Source organism: Pseudomonas sp. TE21435 (genome assembly GCF_056279265.1).
In genome coordinates this window covers 2,149,570-2,161,751 of record NZ_JBWBQZ010000001.1, presented here as the reverse complement: position 1 = coordinate 2,161,751, position 12,182 = coordinate 2,149,570, and the positions used below count along the sequence as shown (strand labels likewise).

Annotated in this window: 8 protein-coding genes and 1 pseudogene; 3 read left to right on the top strand and 6 right to left on the bottom strand. The window is 62.9% G+C overall.

Going from position 1 to position 12,182, the window contains the following annotated elements:
* Nucleotides 1-9: 9 nt before the first annotated feature.
* From ACZ9C1_RS09705 to ACZ9C1_RS09695, 3 genes are all read right to left on the bottom strand, one after another.
* Complete coding sequence (locus ACZ9C1_RS09705) at nucleotides 10-711, bottom strand: FadR/GntR family transcriptional regulator (RefSeq protein WP_102683223.1); 702 nt, start codon at nucleotides 709-711, stop codon at nucleotides 10-12.
* A 70-nt stretch (nucleotides 712-781) separates the two neighbouring features.
* Complete coding sequence (locus tag ACZ9C1_RS09700; protein WP_023631150.1) at nucleotides 782-2,092, bottom strand: C4-dicarboxylate transporter DctA; 1,311 nt, start codon at nucleotides 2,090-2,092, stop codon at nucleotides 782-784.
* Nucleotides 2,093-2,301: 209 nt separating this feature from the next.
* On the bottom strand, nucleotides 2,302-2,616 hold the full coding sequence (locus tag ACZ9C1_RS09695; RefSeq protein WP_277505002.1) for a helix-turn-helix domain-containing protein: 315 nt from the start codon (nucleotides 2,614-2,616) through the stop codon (nucleotides 2,302-2,304).
* Nucleotides 2,617-2,871: 255 nt separating this feature from the next.
* Between ACZ9C1_RS09695 and ACZ9C1_RS09690 the strand changes: the two are divergent.
* From ACZ9C1_RS09690 to ACZ9C1_RS09680, 3 genes and pseudogenes are all read left to right on the top strand, one after another.
* Nucleotides 2,872-3,174, top strand: a pseudogene (locus tag ACZ9C1_RS09690) (PAS domain-containing protein); the annotation flags it as partial.
* 174 nt (nucleotides 3,175-3,348) lie between these two features.
* Nucleotides 3,349-4,458 (top strand): methyl-accepting chemotaxis protein, encoded by a 1,110-nt coding sequence (locus ACZ9C1_RS09685; protein ID WP_476254569.1) that lies wholly within the window; start codon nucleotides 3,349-3,351, stop codon nucleotides 4,456-4,458.
* A 12-nt stretch (nucleotides 4,459-4,470) separates the two neighbouring features.
* Entirely contained in the window at nucleotides 4,471-6,153 is a 1,683-nt protein-coding gene (locus ACZ9C1_RS09680) for a putative bifunctional diguanylate cyclase/phosphodiesterase (protein WP_476253917.1), read from the top strand.
* 132 nt (nucleotides 6,154-6,285) lie between these two features.
* Here ACZ9C1_RS09680 and rdrB read toward each other — a convergent pair whose 3' ends face one another.
* The 3 genes from rdrB to ACZ9C1_RS09665 form a co-directional block, all read right to left on the bottom strand.
* Nucleotides 6,286-8,970, bottom strand: a complete 2,685-nt coding sequence (gene rdrB / locus ACZ9C1_RS09675) for an antiviral RADAR system adenosine deaminase RdrB (RefSeq protein WP_258600315.1) — start codon at nucleotides 8,968-8,970, stop codon at nucleotides 6,286-6,288.
* Nucleotides 8,971-8,977: 7 nt separating this feature from the next.
* Nucleotides 8,978-11,569, bottom strand: a complete 2,592-nt coding sequence (rdrA, locus tag ACZ9C1_RS09670) for an antiviral RADAR system adenosine triphosphatase RdrA (RefSeq protein WP_476253916.1) — start codon at nucleotides 11,567-11,569, stop codon at nucleotides 8,978-8,980.
* Between the two features lie 114 nt (nucleotides 11,570-11,683).
* Nucleotides 11,684-12,175 carry an Lrp/AsnC family transcriptional regulator gene (locus tag ACZ9C1_RS09665; RefSeq protein WP_277504999.1) on the bottom strand — a complete coding sequence of 164 codons (492 nt, stop codon included), beginning with the start codon at nucleotides 12,173-12,175 and terminating at the stop codon, nucleotides 11,684-11,686.
* Nucleotides 12,176-12,182 lie beyond the last annotated feature (7 nt).

Sequence of the window (12,182 nt, the reverse complement as noted above, 5' to 3'; positions counted from 1 at the left end):
CTTCTTTGATCAGTTGCCTGGTTGGTCGTCCGGGATGTTCAGGGCGATGCCCATGCGCTGGCCTTCGGCGAGGATGTGCTGGCGCATCTGCTGGCTGGCCTTGGCGCTGTTGCGCTCGCGGATGGCGCGCACCACCGCCTCGTTCTCGCTCAGGCGCGCGGCCAGGTGCTCGGGCGAGTTGCGCAGCATGTCGGCGCTCTGCTTGAGGGCGTTGCCGGTCTGCTGCACGACGCTCTGGAAGATCGGGTTGGTGGTCAGCGCGAACAGCGCCTCGTGGAAGGCGATGTAGGCATTGATGCCAGCCTCGCTGTCGCCGACGTCGAGGGCTTCGCGCATGTCCATCAGGGTCAGGCGCAACTGGCCGATGTCCTGGCTGCCGGCCGATTGCGCCACCAGGCCGGCAATGAAAGGCTCAAGGGTGTAGCGCAGCTCGAGCACGTCGGCCAGGCTGGCCTCGGCGATGGTGTCCGGCTCTTGCGCCTGGCTGGCGTCGGCATCGAGCACCAGCACGCCCTTGCCCGGCATCGAGCGCACCAGGCCCAGGGTTTCCAGCACGATCACCGCCTCGCGCAGGCTGGGCCGGCTGATGCCCAGCTGTTCGGCCAGCTCGCGCTGGCCGGGCAGCATGTCACCGCTGCGCCACTGGCCACGGGCCAGGGCCTGGCGGAGTTTCTCCACCACTGAATTGACTACGGTCGAAGAGCTGATCACGGTTCGCTCCTTGGTTGACGCTGCATCTTGGCCCTTGGCGGGCCGGCGCGGGGCGCCGGCGGCCTTGGGCTTAGAATTCCTGTTGATGGGGTTGGCCCTGCTTGCGGGTGGCCGGGGCGAAGCCGGGTTTGTTGGCCAGCACATTGTTGGCGCGTTCCAGGTCGATGTCCTTCTCCCAGCGGGCGATGGCCACGGTGGCGACGCAGTTGCCGATCAGGTTGGTCAGCGCCCGGCCGATACCCATGAACCAGTCGACTGCCAGCACCAGCACCAGGCCGACCACCGGGATCGCCGGGACCGCGGTCAGGGTGGCGGCGAGGATCACCAGGGCCGAACCTGGGATGCCGTGGGCGCCTTTGGAAGTCACCAGCGACACCAGAAGAATGGTCAGCAGGTCGGTCATGGCCAGCGGCGTGCCGGTGGCGTTGGCGATGAACACGATGGCCAGGGTCAGGTAGATCGAGAAACCATCGAGGTTGAACGAGTAGCCCGTGGGGATCACCAGGCCGACGGTGGAGCTGCCGATGCCGAGGTGCTCGAGCTTGCGCATCACCTGGGGCAGCACGGCGTCAGAGGAGGCAGTGCCGAGGACGATGGACAGTTCTTCGCGCAGGTATTTGATGAACGGCAGCAGCTTGAGCCCGGACAGACGCATTACCGTGCCGAGGATGATCAGCACGAAGCCGGCGCAGGTCAGGTAGAACAGTGCCACCAGGCCACCCAGGTGCTGCAGCGAGCTCAGGCCGTATTTGCTGGTGGTGAAGGCGATGGCGCCGAACACGCCGATGGGGGCCAGGCGCACGATCATGCCCATGATGCGGAAGATTACATGGCTGAGCTCATTGATCAGCCGCGAAATGCCCGAGGCCGACTCACCGACCAGGTTCAGCGCGCTGCCGAACAATACCGAGAACAGCAGCACCTGGAGGATGTTGTTGTCGGCGAAGGCGCCCACCACCGAAGTGGGGATCAGGTCCATGAGGAAGGTGGTGGTGCTGTGGATATGCGCGCCACGGTCGGCCAGGGCGCCGGCATCCGCGCTGGACAGCTGGTCGAGGTGGATGTTGGCGCCGCTGCCGATGCCGGTGGAGAAGGCGAACACCAGGCCGATGACCAAGGCCAGGGTGGTCAGCACCTCGAAGTAGATCACCGACTTCAGGCCGATGCGCCCGACCTTCTTCAGGTCGCCAGCGCCGGAAATGCCGCTGACCACCACGCAGAACACGATCAGGCCGATGAGCATCTTGATCAGCTTGATGAAGCCGTCACCCAGGGGTTTGAGTTGCAGGGACAGGTCGGGGAAGCTCAGGCCGCAGATCACGCCGAGGGCGAGGCCGAGCACAACCTGGAGGAAAATCGAACGCGAACACCATTTGAGCATGGGAGGAGTCTCTGGTCGGTGTCCTTGCCCCCCAAGCCACACGGAGCGAAAGAGTGCAGGACTTAATTATTGTGGTCTTACCGGTTTGTTCACTGCGAGGGCTATAAAACGCCGATTTTTCCGACAATGCAAGGGTTTTTGGCCTTACCGGTCTGACCAGTTGTGGCGCACTGACGGGCAGTCTGCTCTAGCGTGGTGCGCGGGGGATTTCACAGTTTGGCGAGCACCTGATCGACGGCGGCGATCAGCTTGCCGAGGTCCTTGGGGGGGGCGTTGTGGATGACGCCGAAGAGGTAGGCGCGTTGTTCTTCGACGTCATCGGGGTCGGTGAAAAACGCTTTTGGCTTGACCCCCAGCGCCTCGGCAAAGCTCACCAACGACTCGATGCTGGGGGTGTAGGTGCCGGTTTCGAAGCGGCTGATGGTCTTGGGGTCAAAGCCGGTTCGCTCGCCCAGTTGTGCCTGAGTGAAGCCTGCCAGTTTGCGGTAGCGGCGCAGGGCAGGACCTAGACCTGGTCTCGTCATCGCTTAATTCCCATTTAGAATCAAGCACTTAACGATATATGTCGATATAGCGCAACGCCATGATCCATCACCTTTATTTGCAAAATGTGATGGAATTCGTAGAATTCGTTGCTTTGATTGATCAGTCATTCAAGTAGTCGTCCAGGGCGATCCGGTCATCCACCGGCCCGTGTGCAAGCGTTGTCGGACATTGGAACTGATCCAGGATGAACGGTTCCGGCACCCCTGGCCTCCTGTCAGGCCGCGTGTCGGGCCGTGTATGAATGGAGTCTCATCGTGCGTCAGAACCTGCCGGTCAATCCGGTCGAGCAAAGCTTTCCCGAGCACCAGCGGCTCATTTCGGCCACCGATACGGCCAGCCTGATCACCTACTGCAACGCCGAGTTCGCGGCCATCAGCGGCTTCAGCCAGGACGAGCTGATCGGCAGCCCGCACAACCTGGTACGCCATCCAGACATGCCCGAGGCGGTGTTCGAGCTGATGTGGCAGTACCTCAAGGCCGGCCGCAGCTGGATGGGTATCGTCAAGAACCGCTGCCGTAACGGCAACTTCTATTGGGTCAACGCCTACGTCACACCGATGCTCGAGAATGGCCAGGTGATCGGCTACGAGTCGGTGCGCGTGCGCCCGACCCGTGAGCAGGTGGCCCGTGCCGAAGCTGTGTATGCCCGGTTGCGCGAGAGCAAGGCGGCGCTGTCGCCGGCCCGGCGCCTGGCCTTGCTGGGCCGGGCCATGGCGCTGCCACTGCTGGCCGGAGCCGCGGCCATCGCCGGCAACCAGCTGCTGCCCGACCTGCCTGCCCAAGGCTTGACCCTGGCGCTGTTCGCTAGCGTCGGCCTGTGGGCGCAAAGCCGCATGAGGCGCCACTTGCGGCGTATCGTCCAGGTGGCGGACAGCACCTTCAGCGACCCGGTCGCGGCCTTGACCTACAGTGATCTGCCGGGCGCTGCCGGGCAGCTGGAGCTGATCCTGATCAGCGAGGAGGCGCGCCTGAAGACCGCGCTGACTCGCCTGAGCGACCTCGCCGCGCAGATGGCCGGCGCCGCCCAGGATGCCGGGCGGCTATCGCGCAGCACCGAATCGGCGTTACTCGAACAGCGCGCCGAGACCGACCTGACCGCCACCGCCATGACTCAGATGGCCGCCTCGATCGGCGAAGTCGCGGGCCACGTGCAACTCACCGCCGAGCAGGCGCAGACCGCGCACCTGCTGGCCGGGCAGGGCAGCCAGGTGGCCGACGCCACGGGGGCGGCGATCCAGAGCCTGGCCGGCACGGTCGGGCAGATCAACCAGGCGGTCAACGACCTCGCCGGTCAGACCGGTGCCATCGCCGAGGCGGCCGGGATGATCCGTGCCATCGCCGAGCAGACCAACCTGCTGGCGCTCAACGCCGCCATCGAAGCCGCCCGTGCCGGCGAGCAGGGCCGCGGCTTTGCGGTGGTCGCCGATGAAGTACGTGCCCTGGCCGACAAGACCCGCCAATCCACGCTGCATATCCAGTCGATCATCGACAGTTTGCGCGGTGGCGCCGAGCAGGCGGTGAGCATCGCCAGCCAGGGTATCGAGGGTGCGCAACAGGGTGTGACCCAGGTCGCCCTGACCCAGGAAGCTTTGCAAGGCATCCGCCACGCCGTGCAGCGCATCAGCGATATGAGCCAGCAGATGGCCGCAGCCTCGCACGAGCAATCCAGTGTCGCCGAGGATGTCTCGCGGCAGATCAACGGGGTGGCTGGCACGGTCCAGCAGAGCGCGCGCCGCGCCAATGCCGCTGCCGTGCGTGGCGCGGAGCTCGAGCAGGTGTGCGCTGGGTTGCGTGCCTTGGTGGAGCGCTTCAACCGCTAGGTTGCGATGCTTATGGACGACAATTACCGCGCGGCCGTCGATGCGGCCGCGATCTTTTCCGAAACCGACCTGCGCGGTTGCATCACCTACGTCAACCAGCAGTTCTGCAGCATTTCCGGCTACAGCCGCGAGGAACTGCTGGGGGCCAACCACCGCATCCTCAATTCCGGGCTGCACGAACCGACCTTCTTCCTCGAGATGTGGCGCGCCCTGGCCGCTGGCCGGGTGTGGAAGGGCGAGATCTGCAACCGTGCCAAGGACGGCTCGCTGTACTGGGTGGACAGCACCATGGTGCCGCTGATTGACCCGCACACCGGTAAGGTGCGCAAGTACGTGTCGATCCGCTTCGACGTCACCGAGAAGCGCCAGTTGCTGCACACCCTGCAGTGGCGTGTGGGGCACGACGTGCTGACCGGCCTGCCCAACCGTGCCTACCTGTCCGACCTGCTCAACCAGGCCCTGGCGTTCTCCCGGCGCGAAAGCATCCCCCTGGCTGTCTGCATGCTCGACCTCGATGGCTTCAAGGCGGTCAACGATGGCTATGGCCATGCCACTGGCGACCTGCTGCTGGTGGAAGTCGCCCAGCGCCTGCAGAACATCCTGCGTGGCGGTGATGCGGTGGCGCGGCTGTCGGGGGACGAGTTCGTGCTGATCCTGCGGCATATCGAAGGCCCGCAGCAGCTCGACGCCGCGTTACGGCGCATCCTCCAGGCGCTGGCTGCGCCTTACACGGTTCGCGAGCACCCGTTGAGCCTGAGCGCGAGCATCGGCGTCACCCTGTTCCCGCAGGACGACGAGGATGCCGACACCCTGGTGCGCCACGCCGACCAGGCGATGTACGTGGCCAAGCAGCGCGGGCGCAACCGCTACCACCTGTTCGACGTGTCCCAGGAGCTCGAGCTCAAGGCCACCCACCAGACGGTGGCACGGGTGCGCCAGGCCCTGCGCCAGGGCGAGCTGTGCCTGTACTACCAGCCGAAGGTGAACATGCGCAGCGGTCAGGTGATCGGTTTCGAGGCGTTGCTGCGCTGGATGCACCCCTCCAAGGGGCCGGTGCCGCCGGGGGAGTTCCTGCCCTTCGTGGAGCAGACCGACCTGATCGTCGAGCTGGGCGAATGGGTCATCGACCAGGCGTTGACCCAGCTGCAGCAGTGGCAGCTGTCCGGGCGCGATTGGTCACTGAGCGTCAACATCGCCGCCCGCCAGTTGCAGCGCGGCGACTTCGCCCAACGCCTGGAGCGGTTGCTGGCGCGCCATCCCGGAGTGTCGCCAGGGCGCCTGGACCTGGAGATCGTCGAGTCGGTGGCAATCGACAACCTGCCGCGAGTCGGCCGCTGCCTGGATGCCTGCCGAGCACTGGGCGTGCGTTTCTCCCTGGATGACTTCGGCACTGGTTACTCCTCGCTGAGCTACCTCAAGCGCTTACCGGCGCAGACCATCAAGATCGACAAGTCCTTCGTGCGCGACATCCTGCATGACCATGACGACCTGGCCCTGACCGGTGCGGTGATCGGGCTTGCGCGGGCGTTTGGTCGGGAGGTGGTGGCCGAGGGAGTGGAAAGCATCGAGCACGGCAAGGCGCTCATGGCGTTGGGCTGCGAGCTGGCCCAGGGCTATGGCATCGCCCGGCCGATGTCGGTGGAGGCGGTGGAGCAGTGGGTGCTTGACTATCGGCAGCCACAGGCGTGGCGCTGAGGGCCTGCAGGTGGGAAAACCTGTTGGAGCGGGCCTGCACCGCGATCACAGGAGAGGCCTGTGCCGGGCCTCATCGCGGGGCAAGCCCGTTCCCACGCTGGTGAGGCTTGCGTCTTTGTTCCCTGCGCGATGTCACCGGTCCCTGAACACCGGCCGATGGTTGCGCTGGAACTGGTCATTGGCATAGATCCGCAGTCGCTCCAACCATTCCTCGGTTCGGGTCCTGGATATGCCCATCGACTTGGCCGCTTCCTGGAGCAGCGCATACTCGGTGCGCAAGGTCGTCGGAATCACGCCAGGATCATCGGTGTTGATCGTGACCCGGATCGGGCCGCGTCGCAGCCCGAAACGATTGTGTATCGCGCCGCGCTCCAGCGTGCTCTCGTCCGGAGGGTTCCAGCGGAAGATCGGGTGATCGGCGTGCTTGCCGATCCGGGCGATGTATACATTCGAACTGGGATTGGTCTCGAAGATGATTCCGCGCTGGTCGCAGGATTCGATCAGGTGGTCCTGCAGCGCCTCCATGAATTCCAGCTCCTCCGGGGTCTCGTAGTCCAGCAGCAGGCCTTGCTCGCCTGGCATCGGCGGGGTTTCGACCAGGGCGTGGCGCTGGATGCGCACATGCACCATGCGCGGTGTGTAATCGGCGTGGGTCTGCAGGGTGGCGCGGCGCCAGAACAACAGCGCGGCGCCTGGGTCGTTATGCTGACCGTTGAGCCTAAGGAAGTTGACCGTGCCCAGAATATCCCGGTCGGGCAAGGCGGCGCGCATCTTGTCGTCGAGGGGTTCGTTAGGGCGATACTGCTCCAGCATGTGGAAACAGTTACGGCGCAGACGCCAGGCTTCATGCAGGGTGTGCGGGTTGATGTAGCGCCGCGACTCCTCGGGCTGGGATTGCGCCTGGCCTTTGCCGAGCTCCTGCCGAGGATAGAACGCATTGAGGTAATGAGGGCTGGTCCAGGCGACATGGGGCACGAACTGGGCGATACGGCGTTCCAGCCGCGGCAGGATCTGATTCGCCAGGGGGACGCAGGCTGCCAGTTGCGTGGCGTGGTGCCAGAGCCACACCAGGTTGTCCAGGTGCTCGTCCACCGGCAGCAGCATGTCGCCCTGGTTCTGGCACCACTGCAGCGGCGACACGCCGACCGCCAGCGCATGGCCGATGCGGTCACCGTGGCGCATCTCGCAAAAGTGCACGGTCTCGTCGATATGGCGCATGCCCGACAGTGGGTGGGCATAGTCCTCGCCGGTGTGAATGCTCAGGTGCAGGCCGCCCTGGAAGCCATCGCCATGGCCGGCCGGCTGCAGGCCGGCACGCAGCCAGCGCAGCATCGGCGCATAGAGCTCGTTACGGGTCTTGTTCTCGTCGCCTGCGACATCCAGGCCGCGTACCCAGGCGCTCGGGTCGAAACGAAAGTGCTCGCTGACCTTGCCGTGCAGAAACGCCGGCGCCGACCAGCCAGAGTGCTCGCGCAGCTTGCGGTAGAGCTTCTCGCCATCGGACCAGATCTTGCCGCGCTTGTGCAGGTGCTCTTCACGGCGCAGGAAGTGTACGCACAGGTGCCAGCGCTCCATGCGTGAGCGGAAGTGCTTGGCCTGATGGGCGCTGACGGGCTTGAGAGGGGCAATCGGCGGCTGGCCGTTGTGCTGTTCGAGGGCGCTGACCCAGCCGGCCATGAAGTCGCTGGTGAAGACGCTTTCGGTAATTTTCAGTTCCGCGCAATCCTCGGGGTTCTGGAACAACTGGCGCGCGCAGGCGCGTCCGTAGGTCAGCAGGTGTTCTTGCGGATTGTGCCTGGAGGCTTTGCTGAACCCGCCATAAACCGCCGTGAAGCGCGTCAAACCCTGGCCGTCCATCAAAAGCTTGCGCCGTTCAGCCATCAGCGCCAGAACCAGGTAGAAGATGCCCATGCGCAGCACCGGAGGCGCTTCGGCATCCTGGTATTGCGTCCACAGCCAGATCAGCAGCCACAGCCAGGCTTTGCTCAGGTCGCCCGCGTTTATGGCCTGGGCCAGCTGCAGTTTCATCCAGCTCGGGTGGCGGCGGTCATCGGTGTGCGGCTGCAGGGTGCTGAAGCCCGGCCAGCTGAGAATCAGCGGCCCGTCGGTCAGGTGCGCCTTGCCCAGGGTGCGCTGGTACAGCTTGAGGATCTTGTCCGGCGTGCCGTTACCCAGACGCCCCGGCCATTCACCGAGCAGGCCGTGGCACAGGCGGTGCAGCGGTGCGAAGGCTTCCAGGCCCGGCTGGTGGGTGATCTGGTTCATCAGGATGATGCCTTCGAAATGCGCACCGCCCAGGTGCACATGGCCTTCAGCGAAGGCTTTGTTGGCGATCGAAGGCGGACTGAACAGTGGTTGCTGGGCCAGCACGATACGCTGGGCATCGGCTGCCGACAGGTGCGGGTTCTGCCTGAAACGTTGCGCCAGGTGCCAGGCGACGATGACGGTCGGATCGACCATGGCGCACAGGTGGGCGTAGTCCGTCAGGCACTCGGGGCGGTAGTGGATATGGTCGCCGTTGCACAGGAAGAACGTCTGGAACAAGGTGTCCAGGGCTTTCTGCTGCGGGGTGCGGAAGAGGTCAAGCGGGCAGAGCTCTTCCGCTGCCCGGGCAAGGTCGTTGAGCCTGAAGCGCCCAGGGTAACGCTGATCCACGGCGTTGCGGATACAGCTTCGGTACTCTTCTATGACCGCCTTGGATTCACGGATGCGCAGGCCGAGGTCCTTGGTCAGGAGGTCGCTTTTCAGGCGTGCGGCGAAGACCGGGCATGAGAAGAATGCGCCGGTGGTGAGTTCGAGCAGGGATGGCGTGAGCATGGTGAGCTTACTTGCCTGCTTCGCCGATCAGATACTGGAAATGTGGGTTGCCTTCGATGACGTCCTTGGGGATCTTTTGGGTGATGCAGAAATCACGAATGGCCTCGATATCCTCTTGGGTGACCTCGACTGAATAGGCGTCACTGATTGAATCAACCTCGAAGTGACGCTTTATGATCTCCGTGACAGAGCGGGTAGTGGGTTGATACAGCCACTCGTCCCCGAATTCGGAGTCTTCGAATTGATCTGCATGTTTCTGAAGATTTTCGATCATCTTGAAGAGCGGATGGTTAGCTAGCGCACTGGTGAAAGCACGGGTCTCACCTCCAAATGACTGCTCGCCATGGCGACGGAGGAACGGCAGGATGTTTTGTCGATATGCCAGACCCTGCTCGAACCTGTCTTTGTCGCCCATGCTGAAGCTCGTGACGATTGAGGGCATGCCGAATACTTCACCTTTTTCCAGGCTGGCAAAGGCATTCCACAGCGTCCGGTAGGCCCGGCGAGCGGTCATGCTCAGCATTCGCAAGCTGGGGTCGGCGGGGTTCTGGTTGGGTTTCAGCGGTTTGTTGAACTCCCAAGACTTTGCAAAGTAACTGTTCATGACGTTGAAGATCAGCCAGCCAGAAACTGTCTGCTCATCGATCCTGTGCTCTGTGCGCCAGTCATTGATGTTTTTTGCCATAGAGATGATCAGGGGGTCGATGTATGTATCTGGCGCACTGTCCTCGGGGGTAAGGTCTTGAGGATCAAGGTCGTCGTCGTTCAAGGCGGGGACAGAATAGAACGGTGCTCGGTTGACCAGCTCGCTCAGGTCATTCGGCTCCAGGTTCCTTACCAGGCTGGCAATCACAAGCTCGAAGAGTCGGCCGGTGAAAATCATGTTGGTTTTTCGGCTTTCGCTGAAGAAGCTCCGGTGTAGCATGAGTTCAGCAAGGAATTGAGCCTCAAGCGGCAGATCCGATGTGTCGTAGCGCTTTATGGCATGCCCCACCTCGGCCAGTGCGTAGGGATGGCGCTCATCCAGGCTGACGATTCCCTGCAAGTCTTTTGGCGCGTGTTTTTTCCATTCATCCAGGTTGGAGCGTACGAGGGGGGCCGGGAATGACAGGGCGCTCTCCTTCGACAACTGGGTCGGTTGGAACAACGTGGCCTTGAACAAAGTCGACAACCGGGCCGTCGGCGTCGCCCGGAGGTTCAGAATGTGAGCATCCGCCTCAAGTGCCAGGCTGGCGGCAGAAGAGGCATGCTCATGATGCAGATAGTTGAGCAAGACTTTTTTTGCCTCGGTGATGCAGTGTCGCCACTCAATCACCGAGAGTGGGTCTGCCTCATGCTTGGCATTGAAGAAATTCTGGTAGGCATGATTACTAGCCGTTTCGCGCTGCGTCTTTTCCTCGAGGCGTTGTGCGCGATGGTAATCCCGGGAAAATTCGTTCAGCGCCGGGATCATGCCCATTGGCATGATCATCGCGCGGTGCAGCGTCCACTCATTGGTAATGGACGGGCCCCAGCGCTTGAGCAGGCCGCTGAGATCGGGAATGTTCTGCCTGAACGCGAAAATCAGCTGCGTGAGCTCGCGGACGGTCTCCAGCTTGATCGAAAGGCGTCGTTCAGTGGGAGTGTTCAGCCGTTCATTGAGCAGGGCGTCGATCCAGCGCCAGAACACGGGCAGGGAGAAATACTCCTCGGTGTCCTTGCAGAGCAGGATTTCCTCGTTCGCCAGGTAGTTTGCCGCCGTGGGCATGTCCCTGCGAAGCTGCAGGGGCATGATCTTGCGTTGATACTCGGTCGCCAGGCTCCTGGCGGTTTCCAGTGCATCTCGGGTCTTGATCTTGCTGTTCTGCGTCAGCTTGCTATAGAAGTCGCGCCAGGTCACTTCATGGTAGAGCGCCAGGTCACCACTGATGATGGGCTGGACGTAAGGTGAGGTCAGGTAGCGCCTTACCACCTCAAGGTTTTCGAAGGCTCGATTGAGGGAAGTGTCGACATCGTCGATCGGCAGGACCAGGAGCTTCTTGCCGATCAACTCAAGCGATTTCTTGAAAAGCTCATGAACCTGCTTGTTCAGATCATGGCTGCCCATGAAGGCCCTGACCTTGTCCAGGCCGTACTTGTTGCGCTGGGACTGCAGCTGCTCCAGGGTATTGCCGAGTACCTGCAACTGGTGGTGGAACTCCTCGGCCTTGTGGTCTGCACGGCTGAGCGCTTCGGCGACCGACTTGTCCCGGATGATCGCGGCGACGATCACGTTCAGGAACAGATCGTCGGTGTCCTCCAACAGCGTCGGGTCCACAGGCTTGAGCACATGAATGGCTTTGGCGAGGTCAGTTCTTTCGTTCTCGAGATACAGGTTGAGGTTGACCAGTACCGAGCTTTTGCCTGTGCCGCGCTTGCCATCGATCAGAATCGCATTGTGCGAACGGTGTTGGTCCAGATCGTCCCGGTCAGGTTGGCTCCTGAGGCCATCCTCGAGCAGGTCCGCCAGGTCCTTGTAAATATCCCGCGCCAGCAACGTACTGTGCTCCCGCTGCGCCGCCTGCTCCTTCTGCTCGATGGGAAAACGAATACGCGAATCGTTGGATTGAATGCTGGCCACGGCTGTACATCCCTGGAAATGTGGAAACGCCCCGCGGATTCATCCGCGAGGCGTGGTCATTGGATCCAGTAATGTTACTAAGCCACTATCTTGCGCCACAAGCGCTACCTTGGCTCAAGCCTGCGGCGCCGTGCTCTTGACCGCCGCCAGTTCCGGATGCGCCACCAGTTTGTCGATATGCAGCTCGTCGTCGTTCATCCAGGTCTCGGTCAGCACCCGGTAATGCTCCATGTCGCGGCAGCGCATGCGCAGGCTGTAGTCGAAGTGCCCGCTGATCAGCTGGCACTCGTAGACCTGCGGGCAGGCGCGCACGGTGGCTTCGAAGGCCCGCTGCGCCGAGCGCCCGCTCTGGTTGGACAAGGCCACCAGCACCAGCAGCGACAACCCCGGGGAGACCTGCTGCAGGTCGATGATTGCTCCATATCCGCGGATCACTCCGCGCCGCTCCAGCTTGCGCACACGCTCCAGGCAGGGCCTGGGGGTCAGGTGCACGAGGGTGGAGAGCTTTTCGTAGGTGATCCTTCCGTGGTGGCGCAGCACGTCGATGATCGCTTCGTCGATGCGATCCAGCGGTGCCGCGGTGGAGCTGATGGCCTTGCTATCCATATACGGC